General features: G+C 49.4%; 20 protein-coding genes and 1 tRNA gene. All 21 read left to right on the forward strand.

From position 1 onward, the window contains the following. Window position 1 precedes the first annotated feature (1 nt). The 21 genes from plsY to ACFQ03_RS01305 all read left to right on the forward strand — a co-directional run bounded on the left by plsY (window position 2) and on the right by ACFQ03_RS01305 (window position 15,083). A complete protein-coding gene (gene plsY / locus ACFQ03_RS01205; RefSeq protein ID WP_144933332.1) occupies window positions 2–595 on the forward strand; it encodes a glycerol-3-phosphate 1-O-acyltransferase PlsY in 594 nt (197 codons plus the stop codon). A 36-nt stretch (window positions 596–631) separates the two neighbouring features. Further along, a complete protein-coding gene (locus tag ACFQ03_RS01210) occupies window positions 632–1,675 on the forward strand; it encodes an NAD(P)H-dependent glycerol-3-phosphate dehydrogenase (protein WP_150959804.1) in 1,044 nt (347 codons plus the stop codon). An 83-nt stretch (window positions 1,676–1,758) separates the two neighbouring features. Beyond that, window positions 1,759–2,037, forward strand: coding sequence for a stage VI sporulation protein F (locus tag ACFQ03_RS01215; protein ID WP_150959805.1), 279 nt, complete (start codon window positions 1,759–1,761; stop codon window positions 2,035–2,037). A gap of 227 nt (window positions 2,038–2,264) precedes the next feature. Continuing rightward, the gene (locus ACFQ03_RS01220; protein ID WP_144933329.1) at window positions 2,265–2,444 is read left to right on the forward strand and encodes a DUF2768 family protein; all 180 of its coding nucleotides are present in this window, start codon (window positions 2,265–2,267) and stop codon (window positions 2,442–2,444) included. Between the two features lie 23 nt (window positions 2,445–2,467). Next, the gene (locus tag ACFQ03_RS01225) at window positions 2,468–2,761 is read left to right on the forward strand and encodes a 2Fe-2S iron-sulfur cluster-binding protein (protein WP_144933328.1); all 294 of its coding nucleotides are present in this window, start codon (window positions 2,468–2,470) and stop codon (window positions 2,759–2,761) included. A 231-nt stretch (window positions 2,762–2,992) separates the two neighbouring features. Then, on the forward strand, window positions 2,993–3,574 hold the full coding sequence (locus tag ACFQ03_RS01230) for a nucleotidyltransferase domain-containing protein (RefSeq protein WP_379285574.1): 582 nt from the start codon (window positions 2,993–2,995) through the stop codon (window positions 3,572–3,574). Window positions 3,575–3,647: 73 nt separating this feature from the next. Next, window positions 3,648–4,007 (forward strand): 2Fe-2S iron-sulfur cluster-binding protein, encoded by a 360-nt coding sequence (locus ACFQ03_RS01235; RefSeq protein ID WP_379285576.1) that lies wholly within the window; start codon window positions 3,648–3,650, stop codon window positions 4,005–4,007. 1 nt (window position 4,008) lies between these two features. After that, window positions 4,009–4,767: a hypothetical protein gene (locus ACFQ03_RS01240; RefSeq protein ID WP_144933325.1), complete on the forward strand. Its 759-nt coding sequence runs from the start codon at window positions 4,009–4,011 to the stop codon at window positions 4,765–4,767. 343 nt (window positions 4,768–5,110) lie between these two features. Beyond that, window positions 5,111–6,589 (forward strand): stage IV sporulation protein A, encoded by a 1,479-nt coding sequence (spoIVA, locus tag ACFQ03_RS01245; RefSeq protein WP_144933324.1) that lies wholly within the window; start codon window positions 5,111–5,113, stop codon window positions 6,587–6,589. A gap of 208 nt (window positions 6,590–6,797) precedes the next feature. Continuing rightward, the gene (locus tag ACFQ03_RS01250; RefSeq protein WP_144933323.1) at window positions 6,798–7,070 is read left to right on the forward strand and encodes an HU family DNA-binding protein; all 273 of its coding nucleotides are present in this window, start codon (window positions 6,798–6,800) and stop codon (window positions 7,068–7,070) included. 394 nt (window positions 7,071–7,464) lie between these two features. Beyond that, window positions 7,465–7,538, forward strand: a tRNA-Pro gene (locus ACFQ03_RS01255). A gap of 236 nt (window positions 7,539–7,774) precedes the next feature. Further along, window positions 7,775–8,002, forward strand: coding sequence for a trp RNA-binding attenuation protein MtrB (mtrB, locus tag ACFQ03_RS01260; protein ID WP_186328195.1), 228 nt, complete (start codon window positions 7,775–7,777; stop codon window positions 8,000–8,002). A 118-nt stretch (window positions 8,003–8,120) separates the two neighbouring features. Next, a complete protein-coding gene (locus ACFQ03_RS01265; protein WP_144933322.1) occupies window positions 8,121–8,657 on the forward strand; it encodes a hypothetical protein in 537 nt (178 codons plus the stop codon). A 227-nt stretch (window positions 8,658–8,884) separates the two neighbouring features. After that, window positions 8,885–9,748 carry a heptaprenyl diphosphate synthase component 1 gene (locus ACFQ03_RS01270; RefSeq protein ID WP_144933321.1) on the forward strand — a complete coding sequence of 288 codons (864 nt, stop codon included), beginning with the start codon at window positions 8,885–8,887 and terminating at the stop codon, window positions 9,746–9,748. 11 nt (window positions 9,749–9,759) lie between these two features. Next, a complete protein-coding gene (locus ACFQ03_RS01275) occupies window positions 9,760–10,473 on the forward strand; it encodes a demethylmenaquinone methyltransferase (RefSeq protein ID WP_150959808.1) in 714 nt (237 codons plus the stop codon). Window positions 10,474–10,480: 7 nt separating this feature from the next. After that, on the forward strand, window positions 10,481–11,347 hold the full coding sequence (locus ACFQ03_RS01280; RefSeq protein ID WP_150959809.1) for a UbiA-like polyprenyltransferase: 867 nt from the start codon (window positions 10,481–10,483) through the stop codon (window positions 11,345–11,347). A gap of 1 nt (window position 11,348) precedes the next feature. After that, entirely contained in the window at window positions 11,349–11,987 is a 639-nt protein-coding gene (locus tag ACFQ03_RS01285) for a UbiX family flavin prenyltransferase (protein ID WP_144933318.1), read from the forward strand. Continuing rightward, window positions 11,947–12,810, forward strand: a complete 864-nt coding sequence (locus tag ACFQ03_RS01290) for a menaquinone biosynthetic enzyme MqnA/MqnD family protein (protein ID WP_379285581.1) — start codon at window positions 11,947–11,949, stop codon at window positions 12,808–12,810. Before ACFQ03_RS01285 ends, ACFQ03_RS01290 begins: the two co-directional genes overlap by 41 nt. Then, window positions 12,807–13,781 carry a polyprenyl synthetase family protein gene (locus ACFQ03_RS01295; protein WP_144933316.1) on the forward strand — a complete coding sequence of 325 codons (975 nt, stop codon included), beginning with the start codon at window positions 12,807–12,809 and terminating at the stop codon, window positions 13,779–13,781. Before ACFQ03_RS01290 ends, ACFQ03_RS01295 begins: the two co-directional genes overlap by 4 nt. Window positions 13,782–13,813: 32 nt before the next feature. Continuing rightward, window positions 13,814–14,257 (forward strand): nucleoside-diphosphate kinase, encoded by a 444-nt coding sequence (gene ndk, locus ACFQ03_RS01300; RefSeq protein ID WP_144933315.1) that lies wholly within the window; start codon window positions 13,814–13,816, stop codon window positions 14,255–14,257. A gap of 46 nt (window positions 14,258–14,303) precedes the next feature. Continuing rightward, window positions 14,304–15,083: a CheR family methyltransferase gene (locus tag ACFQ03_RS01305; RefSeq protein WP_225312660.1), complete on the forward strand. Its 780-nt coding sequence runs from the start codon at window positions 14,304–14,306 to the stop codon at window positions 15,081–15,083. Window positions 15,084–15,272 lie beyond the last annotated feature (189 nt).

A 15,272-nucleotide genomic window follows, 5' to 3' on the forward strand; every position in this document is an offset into this window, starting at 1 on the left:
AGTGCAAGTTTTTGCAGCATTGATTATCAGTTATCTTCTTGGTTCCATCAGCTTCAGCTTTCTTGCGGGGAAGCTGCTGAAGGGAATCGATATCCGCAAGCATGGAAGCGGTAACGCCGGGGCAACCAATACTTTGAGAATATTGGGCAAGGGACCGGCCATCGCTGTGCTTGCTCTGGATGTGATTAAAGGAATCGCCGCAGTATGGATTGGACGATGGCTCGGAGGAGAAAACGATTGGGTGCCGGTATGGGCCGGACTTTCCGTTATTGCAGGGCATAACTGGCCGGTATATTTCGGCTTTAAAGGGGGCAAAGGGATAGCGACCGCTATCGGCGTGACGGCGACCCTCTGCTTCCTGCCCGCTCTGTTTGCCGGAATTATTGCCATCGGCTCTATATTCATAACAAGGTACGTATCGTTGGGTTCTCTTATTTTTACTGGCCTACTTCCTATTTCTATATGGATAATGGGAGAACCTCTACCGGTATTGATCGGCAGCTTGCTTATTGCCGTATTTTCCTTTGTCCGTCACCGGACGAATATTATGAAGCTGATTCGCGGACAGGAGAACAAGCTGGGAAGCAAACGATGATCCCGCTGGGATCGTGAAGGAAGGAGCAGGAATACGATGGGAAAAAGCAAAACAACGGTCCTTGTAGCCGGAAGCTGGGGAACGGCGCTTGCAACGGTTCTGGCTTCGAATAACCACGAGGTCGTCCTGTGGACCCGGTCCGGACAGCAGGCGGAGGAAATCAACCGGACTCATCGCAACAGCCGGTTTCTGAAGGATACCGTGCTGCCTGACAATATTACAGCCACTACCTCCATCGAAGAGGCGGTCCGGGATTCGCGGGGTGTTCTTGTGGTCTCGCCTTCGCATGGCATGCGGGAGGTTGTTCGTCAAATCCGTCCTTGGCTTCGTCCCGATTCGTTATTAATTCATGCAACCAAAGGCTTCGAAGCGGATTCGCTCAAGCGCATGTCCACTGTCATCAGCGAGGAGCTGCCGGAATACGACCATGACCGAATTGTCGTATTGTCCGGTCCGAGTCATGCCGAGGAAGTGGTTCAGAAGAGCCCTACAACCGTGGTAGTGGCCGCTCAATGTCTGGAGACCGCATATGCGGCTCAGGATTTGCTGAATAACTCGTATTTTCGCGTTTATACGAATCCGGACGTCAGCGGCGTGGAAATCGGCGGCGCTCTGAAGAATATCATTGCTCTCGGAGCAGGGATGTCGGATGGCCTCGGCTTTGGGGATAATGCCAAGGCGGCGCTGATGACCCGCGGGTTGGCAGAGATCGCTCGGCTCGGCGCGGCGATGGGTGCCAGTCCTCTCACGTTCGCCGGTCTGGCGGGTGTCGGCGACTTGATCGTCACCTGCACCAGCCGGCACAGCCGGAATTGGCGTGCGGGCCATATGCTTGGACAGGGAGCCGCTCTGGAAGAAGTACTGGAAACTATGGGCATGGTCGTCGAAGGCGTGAAGACAACCAAGGCCGCTTACGCACTATCCGGCAAATATCAGGTCGAAATGCCGATTACAGCGGCTTTGTATGAGGTATTGTTCAATGGCAAACAGGCTAAAGATGCGGTAGAGGATTTAATGGGCCGCGTTCCAACGCATGAAATGGAAGAAGTGGCGCAGAGCGGACACCTTCGCTGGAATTAGATAGTACCCCGCCTACACATTTGCCGCTTTTCGTACATATTATACCTTAGTGCAACGAAGACTGGACTAAGGGAGGGGAAAGGATGAGCGGCAAACAAAACCCCAAAGACATATTGAACGTGGTCAAGAACAAGACCGGAAAATCCATTTCCGAGAGAGATATTCAGAAGCTGGCCAGTGGAGTGAAGCCGTCCACCTTGCAGAGCGAAGAGCAGCTCCGGCAGTTGATCCGCCAAGTATCGTCTCTGGTCAATGTGAAAGTGTCGGAATCCACTATGAATGATATTATTCAAGCGGTAAAAAGCAGCAAAGTGAATCCGAACAGCCTGGAGCAATTGATGAAAATGATATCCAAAAAATAATCTTGATTGGGGAATAGGGGCCGAGAATTCGGTCCTTTATTTTTTTGCGGAATAACAGGGCTATTAAATCTCATGGAATCGAAGAGCTCTTATTTTCCCTGCCGTGTACACAGCTTGGATGTCCACACAATTGTCACCGATTTGTTGGTTAGACCGGATTACAAAAACAATTAGCAGAATGATATAATACATAAGATGCGGATTTTGGAAAGAGAGGTTATCAAATCTTGAGCAGTTTGGATAAAATGTGGGCATCGTTCGTTGCGATGGGCTTGATGCTGGTCGCTACCGTGCTGATTACGTATGCCAGACAAAAAACCAAAGGCTTTGTCCGATTTATCCTTTCTCTTATTGCGTTTCTTCTTTTTGTTCCGATTTTGCTGTACATGCTGCTTTCCATGATTTAACTGACATTGGAGGTAATCGAAGAATGCTCGAGCTTGTGGGCCGCTTTGGGAAGAAAACGGTACAACCTGAAACGGGCCTGTCCATTCTTGAACTGGCCCTTAAAAATAATGTAGACTGGGGATTTTCCTGTACAAGGGGGACTTGTGCCCGCTGCAGGTGCTACATTTCGCAAGGAATGGAATTACTCGAGGAACCTACGGAAGCGGAAATTGCCCGTCTGGATCCGGAGGAATTCGATGAGGGGTTCCGCCTCGGCTGTCAGGCCAGAATTAAAGAAATCGGACCGATTAAGGCCACCAACAAGACTTATTTCTAGAAGTCCGCACCAGGAAACGGAGGAGAAATCCGATCCCGCCGGACCCCACCTATTTTGAATGATTGAAATCGAACCCGGGCTCTTGCTGAAAGACCCCGGTCATTTCACTTTTCAGCTGCAGGTGCGGAATAAAGAATGGAAACCTATAGATGAGATGGTTATACTGTCTAACATCGTAAGAATCTGCTGAGAAGTTTAGTTTGGAGATTAGACCGGAAGGCGCGGTATACGATGAAGCTTGACGATAATGTAGAATACGCGATCAGAGTTATGGCCGGGAAGCTGAAGAAAGCCCGCTACGACACCGTGTGGCTGCTTGGAGGAAGCAGCGGACTTCTGCTGCAGGGAGTCGATTTATCGCGGCAGCCCAGAGATATTGATGTATACACAGATTCGAAGGATGCGGAGGAGATTTATTCTCTGCTTAACGATTTCGCGACGGACAAGCTTGGGCCGAGTGAGACGGAAATTTATTCCTCCCGGCTTGCTCACTTCCATATTGCGGGCATGCCGCTAGAGCTGGTCTCGGATTTTCGGATTTCAACCGCTGCCGGCAGCTATCATGTCAATGTAGGCGCTTTGTTTCCTTACAGCCCGGAGGTTGGCTTGGGCGGATGTAAGGTACGTTTGATGCCGCTGGCTCATGAGCTGGTCTTTAACGTCCTCCGGGCGAGGGAGGATCGGTATGAGCCAATTGCCGCGAGAATGAAGCAGGCTCCCGATCAATACTTTCCCGCCTTGGAACTTATTGTGGAAGATAATCGGTTGACTCCGTCCGTTGTTGAGCAAATCAGCCGTTTGACAGAAGTTTGAAAATAAGGTAATATCCACTCCGATAAGCTCGGTAGGAATATGCCGTCGCATAAAGCCGGGAAAGGAAGATAGGATGAACGAGGTACGGTTTTGGCCTGATGAGAGGCAGATTAACGTTCGTCCAGGAACGACTTTGCTGGAGGCGGGCCGCAGGGCCAAGGCCCATATACGCACACGCTGCGGCGGAAGAGCCGCCTGCCTGATGTGCAAAGTCAAGGTGCCGGACCAGTCTGGGCTTACCCCTGCTAACCTGAACGAGAAGCAGAAGCTTGGCTCCCTGATGGGGGATGGATTCCGACTGGCATGTCAGGCTAGAGTAGCCGGGAATGTAGAGGTTCATATCCCGGAGGATCCGCTCAAGGCAGCGGTTCGCAAGCTGTTAGCCGAGAGGCAGGAGGAGGACGGGCTGAACGTGCCCGGAAAGGATGAATGAGATGATAGCTGACTTGCGTTGGTCTAGACGCTGGAGGCAGCCGTTAACCGGTCTGATGCTGATACTGACGGTTATGCTGCTTAGCGGCTGCATGTATTCCGGCGAGGTGAAGAAGCGGAATGCTCCGGCCTCGGGGGAATTTATTGTCATTGTGCAGAATGCCGTTGACCAGTATAAAGAAAGAACCGGAGTACTGCCTATCAAAAATAAGGAAAGCGATACGCCAATATACGAAAAGTATTTCATTGATTTCAACAAACTGACTCAGTCCAACCTGCTGAGCATGGTTCCGACGAATTCGTTCGAGAACGGAGGAACCGCCATCTACGTTCTGGTGGATGTTGAAACAGAGCCCAAGGTGAAGCTGATGGATCTGCCCCTGTATCAGCAAATGGTGGATATTCAGCGAGAAGTATTCGCTTATAGGGACAAGCAGGGAAAGCTCCCTAAGGGGGAGAAGGTTGCGGAAGGCGTCTATTTGCTCGATTTTGAGCAGTTACGGATGAAGAAGCCGGTGATCCAGAGCCCGAATTCCGGCCAGACGCTTCCTGTTTTGGTGGAAGATACGGGTGACGTCTATATTGATTATGCACTCGATATAATGAAGGTAATGGAAAAGAAAGGTTCGGAAACGATCGGTCCCGATACGGATCTGCGCGAAATTCTTGTTGCGGAATCCTTGTTTGTGCCGGCGTGGTCCCTACCTTATAAATGGATTGACGGTATGCCCAAATTGGTAAACTCTTTCGGACAGAGCTGAATGCCCGATTTGAGAGAGGCAAGCTGTTACGCGAACTGCTTAATCCAAGCTCCGATAAACTCTATGGTCATTGATCTATGACTATAGAGTTTTTTTGTAGAATAACCTGTTGCTCTCTCACATATATGATAGAAGTAGCCTTCTTTTATTGGGGGTTGGTCGAAAACTCCTTAGGAAAAGGAAGCGAGGGGGTTAAATGTTGTCATAATCCATAAACCTGTACATATAGTAGTACTAGTCCAATGTATGTACGAGTGTGGCCGCACACGAACCGATCCGGGAACGTTCTCCGGTTCGTCCAAAGCGCGTGCTTCGTCAATAAACCTTGTAGGAGGGGATCTTTTTGGAGAAAATCGATATTTTTAAGGACATCGCGGAACGAACCGGCGGTGACATCTACCTAGGAGTCGTGGGAGCGGTCCGCACTGGGAAATCAACATTCATCAAGCGGTTTATGGAAGCAGGAGTATTGCCAAATATTCGCAATGAGGCGGACCGTGTGCGCGCGACGGATGAGCTGCCGCAAAGCGCCGCTGGAAGAACCATTATGACGACGGAACCGAAGTTCGTTCCTAACAATGCGGTGCAAATCACCGTGACGGAAGGGTTAAACGTCAATGTGCGCCTGGTGGATTGCGTCGGTTATGCGGTGGAAGGGGCCAAGGGATACGAGGATGAGAACGGCCCGAGAATGATTTCGACCCCATGGTTCGACGATCCGATTCCGTTCCAGGAAGCGGCCGAGATCGGCACGCGCAAGGTCATTCAAGAGCATTCCACACTCGGGGTTGTCATTACAACGGACGGCAGCATTTCGGAAATTCCACGTTCCTCCTATGTAGAGGCCGAGGAAAGGGTCGTCGCCGAGCTGAAGGAAGTCGGCAAACCGTTCATCCTGATCATTAATACGATGAAACCATACAGTGATTCCGCACAGGAGCTTCGTCATGAATTGGCTGCCAAATACGATATCCCGGTTATGGCGATGAGTGTAGCGACAATGGGCGAAGAAGAATGTATGTCCGTTCTTCGCGAGGTGCTCTACGAATTCCCTGTTCACGAAGTGAACGTCAACCTGCCCAGCTGGGTCATGGTTCTGAAGGAAAACCATTGGCTGCGCACCAGCTTTGAGAGCTCGGTCAGAGAGACTGTACAGGACATCCGCAGGCTGCGGGATGTAGACCGGGTCGTGGGGCAATTCTCGGAATATGACTTTATTGACAGGGCGGCTTTGGCCGGAATGAACATGGGTCAGGGCGTCGCCGAGATCGACTTGTACGCTCCGGACGAATTGTATGACAAAATATTGATGGAAGTCGTCGGGGTGGAAATCCGCGGCAAAGATCATCTGCTGCAATTGATGCAGGAATTCACTCATGCGAAGAGGGAGTATGACCAATTTGCGGAAGCGTTGGAAATGGTGAAGACTACCGGCTACGGCATCGCTCCTCCGACTCTTGCGGAAATGGCGCTTGACGAACCCGAATTGATCCGTCAGGGCTCTCGCTTCGGGGTTCGGTTGAGGGCAACGGCGCCATCCATTCACATGATTCGGGTAGACGTGGAATCCGAATTCTCGCCGATCATCGGCACCGAGAAGCAAAGCGAAGAATTGGTGCGCTACCTGATGCAGGATTTCGAGGAAAATCCGCTCAAGATATGGGAATCCGATATTTTTGGACGGTCGCTGCATTCCATCGTACGCGAAGGAATTCAAGGAAAATTGGCGATGATGCCGGATAATGCGCGTTATAAACTGCAGGAAACTTTGGGCCGGATCATTAATGAAGGCTCTGGCGGTTTGATCGCAATCATCCTTTAAATAAGAGCAGGTCATGGTTTAAAGAGCACTCCCCGGAGTGTTCTTTATTTTTATTTTTAAAAAAAAGATTGTAGAATACTTGAAAATGCAACAAAGGTGTATTACTATAAATTTGTTCGTTTTTCCTTGTAAATACGTATATTTTGCGAGTAATCCGTTAACACATGGAGTAAGGACATTTAATTATCGTTGGAGGAGGTGAAAGACTATGAATAAATCCGAATTGATTGCTAAAGTGGCTGAAACGTCGGAGCTGTCCAAGAAAGACGCTACTAAGGCTGTTGAAGCCGTATTCGATGCTATTTCCGAAGCTCTGAAAAGCGGTGATAAAGTCCAATTGGTAGGTTTTGGAAACTTTGAAGTTCGTGAGCGTTCCGCGCGTAAAGGACGGAATCCGCAAACGGGTGAAGAAATCGATATCGCAGCCAGCAAAGTACCTGCGTTTAAACCAGGGAAAGCTCTGAGAGATGGAATTCAATAATCTCCTGTTTACATATCCGATTTCATAAACCGTGCCGCCTTGTCGCGCACGGTTTTTTCAACTTATAAAAGTATAAATTTCACCTTATATCTGTTCTTACCACATTAGAAAGTTTAAGTTCATTAAGCATTAAAATGGAACAAACTTTCTAATTGGCATAAAAGCTTCCTCTAATACCGGGTTAATCATCTTCGAGATGGCTCCGTTAGGAGCTTTTTTTACATTTCATCGTTAAACACGCCTGCCCAAAGGACGATAGCCGTTTATCCTTGCTTCGAATCATTGGGGCACTGCGGCAGTGGAAGCCGCCCGACAGGAAGAATACAACAAATAAGGAATAAGGTCTTGACTTACCGGTTGGGAGGCGATATACTAATTTTTGCAGCTTATGCATCGGGGTATAGCGCAGCCTGGTAGCGCGCACCCTTGGGGTGGGTGAGGTCGCAGGTTCAAATCCTGTTACTCCGATTTTATGTTCCATAACCACTTTCTTCAGTGTACTTTGTACACAGGGGAGAGTGGTTTTGCTTTATTGATCGCTATTTTTGAAAACAGCATGTCCTGCACTTCGCTTCTTTTTGATGCAATGCCTCTAACTAGATTGAGCTGATCGATTGGAAGTCGAAGATTCACTTCCCCGGTTGACATTGTCCTGTTTTTTTAGCATCATTAGGAAACAGAAGAGATTCTTCATGTTTGGGAGGATGCCGATCTTGAATAATCAAGGTGACTTTTTTATTATTAAGGCCAAGGATAATGGAGTGCATGTTATCGGGTTGACGAGAGGGAACGACACCCGGTTCCACCACACGGAGAAGCTGGACAAGGGTGAGGTTATGATCGCCCAGTTTACCGAGCATACATCGGCGGTTAAAGTGAGGGGCAAGGCAACGATCATGACGAAGTTCGGAGTCATGGAGACGGACGATTAAATGCAGTTAGCAGGCATAGCCTGCTTTTTTTCATTGTACAATGGTGGTAGGCAATCATTTATGAAGACAAGGTAATTCGCCTGAAAATCCTTATGCGGGTAAAGGGAGGTCTCTTCAAATGAAATGGCCAGCCGCCATTCTGTCGGTTTGTCTGATTACTGCCGCTATAGCATTGTTTCTCAGCACTCTGCCTCAGTGGGAGAGGTTCAATTTGATGAATGATAACGAGCTGGCGGTGTTCAAGGAAAATCATTCAACGCGCTTGAGCGATGAGAATCTGGTAGATAAAATGACCATGCTTCCTCTACAGCTTAACATCCGCCGGGTAGATTGGAATAACTCGATCTTGTCGATCGATCTGGGAGCTCCCGCCGGATCGACAGCCAGCCGTGTGTATCATGATCTTTACGAATTGTCGAAATTCGGGTTGCAAAACCATACCAATGTAGATCAGGTGCTAGTACGGGTGATGGAAGCCTCCAGCGTTAGCCGCGAACGAAACGGCCTGCTGCTTGTCTCGATGGATGCGCGCAAGGAGAGGGTTCAGGGACAAGAAGCGCTGAAGGAGCTGAGCGGCCAGGATGTCCGGCAATATTTGCAATCCCGATACCGTATCACCTATACGCAGAAATGGAAGGATGTATACGCCTACTGACGGGCCATTCTGATAAAAGTAAATTGACAGCCCATAACGTAAGTAAGGATCGCCTGCGGGCGTCGTCAGGCTCGTTAGAACAGCGGCTGCACGCCTGCCCCGTCCGGTTTTCCTTCGTTCACTTTTTCGTAATAATTGGCCGGACGGTTGATTGTACGATCTCTGTCAGGTTATGCTATAATTATATGTTGTATTTATCATGCACTTGGTATGTTCGGAGGCGGCGTATGACGAAATCTCGAATTCAAGAAATGGCGAAGCCGTACATGGAGTATGATATGATCCAGAGTCATACTTCCCTGCCTGACTTTCCGGAAGCCCGGACAAGACTGCTGCTAGCCTTTTTAAATGCCAAAGGAATTCAGGAAGAAAACCGAAATTTATTTGCACTAGTGACATCTCTCGTTCAGGTTGGTCTGGATACGCATGACCAGGTTCCGGAATCGAATGAGCTTAAAGAACAGAACGAAGCGCGTTCACGCCAACTAAAGGTGCTGGCAGGCGCTTATTTCAGTTCGAGATTTTACAATCTTCTGTCTCAGGCCGGACAAATTGATATTATTAAGCAGCTGTCTCTATCCATCTGTGAGGTTAACCGCATGAAGATGAATTTCTATTTGCAGATGAAGCAGCTGAAGCTGACGGCGGAGGAATATTTGCAGCAATCCGTCAATATCAAGACACAGTTGTTCCTGTCCTTCAACAAGATGATCTCGGACGGATATCTGAAGGTTTGGCCCGAAATATTAACCGGCTTTACAAAGTGCGAGGTGCTTGTGAAAGAAATGTTCCGAGCGGATTCGCTGCACCAATTTCGCAACAGTTGGGGCTTTTGGCATTTGCTGCAGTTTGGAACCAAGGAGGAGCGTTCTTATCTTTCCTCGGACAAAACCGACGGAGGACTGATCCGTTCTATGCTGCAGAAGTATAATATCGCCGGCAAGCTCTCCCAGATGCTGGACGAACAATTGGAGCATCTGAAAGAAATCATCCGGAAGCTGGAGCCGTCGAATTTAACCGAAGAGCTCTTCCGGCTGCAGGAAACCTACTACAGGTTTGTCGGCATGCCGCAATTGTTGGAAGAAAGATGAGGTGAGGCAGAGTGAAATCGAAGGAAGAATTTGTTCATTCCGTTTTTGAAAGCATAGCGCCGAAGTACGATATGATGAACAGCATTCTCAGCTTTAACCAACATAAGCTTTGGCGCAAATTTACGATGCGCAAGCTGAACGTGCAAGCCGGAGACAGCGCCATTGATCTCTGCTGCGGAACCTGTGACTGGACGATCAGTCTGGCTCAAGCCAGCGGAACCGGAGAGATTGTCGGGCTGGACTTTAGCCGCAATATGCTGGATTACGGGGCGGCCAAGGTAGAGAAGCTCGGTTTGGACAAGCAGATTTCGCTCGTTCAAGGAAACGCTATGGAGCTGCCATTTGACGATAACACCTTTGACTATGCCACGATCGGCTTCGCTTTGCGGAATGTCCCCGATTTCAAGCAGGTCATCCGGGAAATGCAGCGGGTGGTGAAGCCCGGCGGCAAGGTGGTTTCACTGGAGCTGTCCAAGCCGACTTGGCAGCCGTTCAAGGGCATTTATTATTTTTACTTTCAGAATATCCTACCGCTTCTCGGGAAATTAATCGCCGGAAAGCATGAGCAGTACAAATGGCTTCCAGAATCCCTGGTTCATTTTCCAGACTATAAACAGCTGGCGGCCATCTTTGAGGAAATAGGACTGGAGAACGTCCAAACCTATCCTTTAACCGGAGGCATAGCTGCCTTACATATAGGGGATAAACCCAATAATCGCAGGTGAAACCTTAATGTTGAATAAAGTAAAAGTTTTTCTTGAAATGATTAAGTTCGAACATACGCTGTTCGCCTTGCCCTTCGCTTATATGGGATCGCTGCTGGGAGCCTTTGTTATGTTCGGGGAATTTCCGAGCTGGGCGCAAATCGGATGGGTTACCTTGGCCATGGTTGGGGCGAGAAGCGCCGCCATGGGCCTTAACCGGCTGATCGACAGAGCGATTGACAAGAAGAATCCGCGTACCGCAGGAAGGGCCATACCGGCGGGGTTATTGACGTCGAAGGAAGTTTATATTTTTATTGTGGTGTCCTTTGTCCTGCTATTTATTGCCGCCTCTCAACTCAATGCGCTTGCGATGAAACTGCTGCCCATAGCGGTCTTTTTTCTTGTTTTCTACTCGTATACGAAACGATTTACCTGGAGCTGCCACATTATCCTGGGATTGACGATTGCCCTTGCCCCATTGGGCGGGTGGGTTGCGGTCACCGGTGAGATTACCTGGACAGCGTTTATTTTTTATATTGCGATTGCTTTCTGGACAGCCGGGTTCGATGTCATCTATGCTTGCCAAGATACGGATTTCGACCGGGAGGAAGGATTGCATTCTATTCCCAGCCGTTTTGGAGTAGCTAAGGCCCTGTGGATAGCTAAAGCGTTCCATGTCATCACCGCGATCGGACTAAGCGCATTGTTTTTCATTACCGACTTAAGCTGGTGGTATTTCGCCGGTCTCATTATTTCTTATTTAATTCTTTTCTATGAGCATTGGATTGTCTCCCCGAAAGATTTGTCCCGTTTAAATACTGCTTTCTTCACGATGAACGGCGTATTGAGCGTCGTTGTATTCGTCTTTACTTTAATCGATCTGGTGGTGATGTAAGATGGCCAGGGAGAAATGGATTGTTGGAATGACAGGTGCCAGTGGCGTCATTTATGGAGTCCGTCTATGCGAGGAGCTGCTGGCAAGGGGAGAGACGGTTCATCTGATCATTACGGATGCCGGATGGCGGGTGCTGCATGATGAATTGGATTGGAGCGCTTCTCCGCGCAGGAGGGACACGCTGAAGGAGCACTTTAAAGATTTGCCGGGGGAACTGATCTATCATCCCATACAGGATATTGGAGCAAGTGTAGCCAGCGGAACGTTCCTGACGAAAGGCATGGTTGTCATCCCGTGCTCCATGGGAACCTTGTCGGGGATTGCCCGGGGTTCATCCGATAATTTGCTGGAGAGAGCGGCCGATGTCATGATGAAGGAAGGCAGGAAGCTGATTCTCGTTCCCCGCGAAACTCCGCTGCACGCCATACACTTGGAAAATATGCTGACTCTTGCGAGAATGGGGATCCGGATCATTCCGGCCATGCCGGGATTTTACCAGAAGCCTTCATCTTTGGATGAAGTGGTCGATTTTATGGTGGGCAAAGTTTTGGACTCCATGGAGATAGAACACGATCTGTATATAAGATGGGGAGAAGGCAATGGAAAACAAAACAAAGAAAATTCGGATAGGCAGAATTAATTATACGAATGTTTGGCCGATCTTTTATTATTTTCCGATGGAGCAGTTTCAAGAAGAGGCCGAGCAGCTTCTGCAGGTGCCGACGAGCTTGAATAAAGCACTGGCAGAAGGTAAGATCGATATGGGACCGATTTCTTCCTTCGCTTATGGGCAATACTTTAAAGACTGTGTGTTATTTCCCGATCTGTCCGTGAGCGCTTTCGGCAGAGTCAATTCGATTCTGCTGTTTCATCGTCGGCCATTGGAGGAGATTGTCCATGGAACGATCGCGCTGCCCACGACTTCGGCAAGCTCCGTCAATCTGCTGAAAATCATTATTTCGAAATATTATGGGGGCCGGCCGACCTATTTCTATGCTTCTCCATCGTTAGATGATATGATGAAAGAGTCCGATGCGGCATTGCTGATCGGAGACGATGCCATTCGGGCCAGTTGGAGCCGATCGGGTTACCAGGTCACTGATCTTGGTCAGCTGTGGAATCACTGGACGGGGAAATCAATGACCTTCGCCGTTTGGGCGATTCGGGAACAGGCGCTGCGAGAACGACCGGAAGTGGTCCGGCGCATTTATGAGGCGTTCTGCTGGAGTAAGGAGCAGGGAATGGCCCGCCCGGAAGAGATGATCCGCGATGCCCAGTCGTCGATCGGCGGAAGCGAATTGTACTGGAAGCAGTATTTCCAGCAGCTAACCTACGACTTCGGCCCCGCTCAATGGGAAGGCCTCCGGCTGTACTACCAATACGGTTGGGAGCTTGGACTGCTGGAGGAGCCCGTATCGCTGAAAATCTGGCACGATAATTCCGTCATACAGGTGAACGAATGAAAATAATTGATATTTACGCCAGAATCAAGAAGGATTTAAACTATCTCGAGAAAGAACTGTTAAAAAGCGTTCATTCCGATCATCCCGAGCTGCGGGAGACGTCCAGCCACCTGTTGAAGGCGGGAGGCAAGCGTCTGCGGCCTGTGTTTGTATTGCTGGCCGGGCAGTTCGGGGATTACGATTTGGATAAATTGAAATACATAGCCATTCCAATGGAGCTTATTCATATGGCAAGTCTCGTTCACGACGATGTGATCGACGATGCCGATACCCGCAGAGGTCAGCTGACCGTGAAATCCAAATGGGATAATCGGATAGCGATGTATACGGGGGATTATATATTTGCCAAAGCGATAGGGGTAGCGACTCAATTGTCGAACCCCACTATCCATCAAATCATGTCCAAGGCCATCGTCGAACTTTGTATCGGAGAGATGGAGCAGATTCGTTATTTCTTCCATACTGGTCAAACGCTCCGCAATTATTTGCTGAGGATCAAGAGAAAGACGGCTTTGCTGATTGCGATTAGCTGTCAGCTTGGGGCGATCGCCTCAGGGGTTCCGGAGACGATCTCCAACCGATTGTATCTGTACGGATACAACGTAGGGATGGCGTTCCAGATCCGGGATGATTTGCTGGACATTACCGGGACCGAGAAGGAGCTGGGCAAACCGCCGGGCAGCGATGTCAAGCAGGGCAACATTACCTTGCCCATTCTGTGTGCTCTCAGGGAGGACAAGCTCCGCGCACCTCTTCTCGAAGAATTGAACCGGATCCGCGCCGCGGAAGGCCAGACCGATGTCAGCCGCTTCCTCGATATAGTGCGGGGAAGCGAAGGAGTCCGCCAAGCGGAGGAGCTTGCGTCCCGATATATTGACCGAGCGATACAGGCGCTTGGCCCGCTTCCCGAAATTCAAGCCAAGAAAGATCTGATCAGAGTAGCTCATTTTGTTGGGAATCGTTCTTACTGAATGATTGATAATACAAAACAGGAGTGATGGAAATGGAAAAAACATTTTTGATGGTAAAGCCTGATGGGGTCCAACGCGGATTGATCGGGGAGATCGTTAAGCGCTTTGAGCAGAAAGGATTTCAACTGGTGGCCGGCAAGCTGATGGTCATTTCCCGTGAGCAGGCCGAATATCACTATGCGGAGCACAAGGGCAAGCCGTTTTACGAGGACCTGGTAAGCTTCATTACTTCGGGACCCGTATTTGCTATGGTGTGGCAGGGAGATCAGGTCATCGCCCTTTCCCGTCTCATGATGGGCAAGACCAATACTCTGGATGCGCAGCCGGGAACCATTCGCGGAGATTTCGCCGTCCATACCGGAATGAATCTGATTCACGGATCCGATTCGCCGGAAAGTGCGGAACGGGAAATCAACAATTTCTTTAAGCCTGAGGAAATCGCCGGCTACGATAAAGTATTGAATAAATGGATATAAGCTAGGGTTTATCAGTAATCATCAGGCCATGGGAGAGGAGCCGGACTTGGAGGACAAAGACTTTACGCTCTTTATGGAAAACGTGAAAAGCTTGACTGCGATAGACTTGACGCAGTATAAAGAAGCTCAAATGAAACGCAGGCTGACCACCTTTCGGATGAAGAAGGGCTTTGCGACCTTCCGGGAGCTGTATGCGGCGATGTCTTCGGATAAGGGGCTTCTGAACGAATTCCTCGATCGAATGACGATTAATGTATCGGAATTTTTTCGCAATCCGAACCGATGGGACGCTTTACAGCACAAATTTTTGCCTGAGATGCTTAAGCAGGGGAAACGCTTGAAATGCTGGAGCGCCGCTTGCTCTACCGGCGAAGAGCCTTATACGCTTGCCATGATCCTGAGCGAGAATAACGCTTTGGCGTCGGCTTCGCTTCTGGCTACCGATCTGGATGAGGGAGTGCTGGCCAAGGCCAGGGAGGGCTTCTACTCCGAACGATCGGTACGGGAGGTTCCGGCGCCATTGCTGGATAAATATTTTGTCAAGGAGAATGGGGGCTACCGGTTGATCAGGGACCGGTTCCGGACAGTGGAATTTCGCCGGCATAATCTGCTGGAAGACCGGTTTGAGCCCGATTTCGATTTGATTATTTGCCGAAATGTCATGATTTACTTCACGGAGGAAGCGAAGCAGCTTCTTTACCGGAAGTTTTCGGATGCGCTCAAACCAGGGGGCATCCTGTTCGTAGGCAGCACGGAGCAAATTTTCTCACCGGGCAAATTCGGGTTGGAGCCGGCCGACACTTTCTTCTATCGAAAAAAACTGTAAGATTCTAAGTATAATTTTTTCCAATCTCTCCAATACTGTGAGCAAAGGCTCCTGACAGGCACGGTGCAGCCGTTCTCATAACGGCCCCGGGCTTGGTTTCCGGAAGGTATGGGCCCAATCTTCTTAAGTCTATAGGTTTTGTGAAGAATCCAGCCTATGTTTGCATCAGAACAGCTTTCCCGGAAGCGT

The organism is Paenibacillus residui, from assembly GCF_042677205.1.
Classification (GTDB): Bacteria; Bacillota; Bacilli; order Paenibacillales; family NBRC-103111; genus Paenibacillus_L; species Paenibacillus_L residui.

Excerpts from the sequence above, each read along its gene's own strand:
- ACFQ03_RS01285 (WP_144933318.1), top strand. The coding sequence starts at position 11,349 with ATGGCCAGGGAGAAATGGATTGTTGGAATGACAGGTGCCAGTGGCGTC.
- ACFQ03_RS01215 (WP_150959805.1), top strand. The coding sequence starts at position 1,759 with ATGAGCGGCAAACAAAACCCCAAAGACATATTGAACGTGGTCAAGAAC.
- ACFQ03_RS01210 (WP_150959804.1), top strand. The coding sequence starts at position 632 with ATGGGAAAAAGCAAAACAACGGTCCTTGTAGCCGGAAGCTGGGGAACG.
- ACFQ03_RS01290 (WP_379285581.1), top strand. The coding sequence starts at position 11,947 with ATGGAAAACAAAACAAAGAAAATTCGGATAGGCAGAATTAATTATACG.
- mtrB (WP_186328195.1), top strand. The coding sequence starts at position 7,775 with ATGCCGATCTTGAATAATCAAGGTGACTTTTTTATTATTAAGGCCAAG.
- ACFQ03_RS01250 (WP_144933323.1), top strand. The coding sequence starts at position 6,798 with ATGAATAAATCCGAATTGATTGCTAAAGTGGCTGAAACGTCGGAGCTG.
- ACFQ03_RS01295 (WP_144933316.1), top strand. The coding sequence starts at position 12,807 with ATGAAAATAATTGATATTTACGCCAGAATCAAGAAGGATTTAAACTAT.
- ACFQ03_RS01240 (WP_144933325.1), top strand. The coding sequence starts at position 4,009 with ATGATAGCTGACTTGCGTTGGTCTAGACGCTGGAGGCAGCCGTTAACC.
- ACFQ03_RS01265 (WP_144933322.1), top strand. The coding sequence starts at position 8,121 with ATGAAATGGCCAGCCGCCATTCTGTCGGTTTGTCTGATTACTGCCGCT.
- ndk (WP_144933315.1), top strand. The coding sequence starts at position 13,814 with ATGGAAAAAACATTTTTGATGGTAAAGCCTGATGGGGTCCAACGCGGA.
- ACFQ03_RS01230 (WP_379285574.1), top strand. The coding sequence starts at position 2,993 with ATGAAGCTTGACGATAATGTAGAATACGCGATCAGAGTTATGGCCGGG.
- ACFQ03_RS01235 (WP_379285576.1), top strand. The coding sequence starts at position 3,648 with ATGAACGAGGTACGGTTTTGGCCTGATGAGAGGCAGATTAACGTTCGT.
- ACFQ03_RS01280 (WP_150959809.1), top strand. The coding sequence starts at position 10,481 with ATGTTGAATAAAGTAAAAGTTTTTCTTGAAATGATTAAGTTCGAACAT.
- ACFQ03_RS01270 (WP_144933321.1), top strand. The coding sequence starts at position 8,885 with ATGACGAAATCTCGAATTCAAGAAATGGCGAAGCCGTACATGGAGTAT.
- ACFQ03_RS01225 (WP_144933328.1), top strand. The coding sequence starts at position 2,468 with ATGCTCGAGCTTGTGGGCCGCTTTGGGAAGAAAACGGTACAACCTGAA.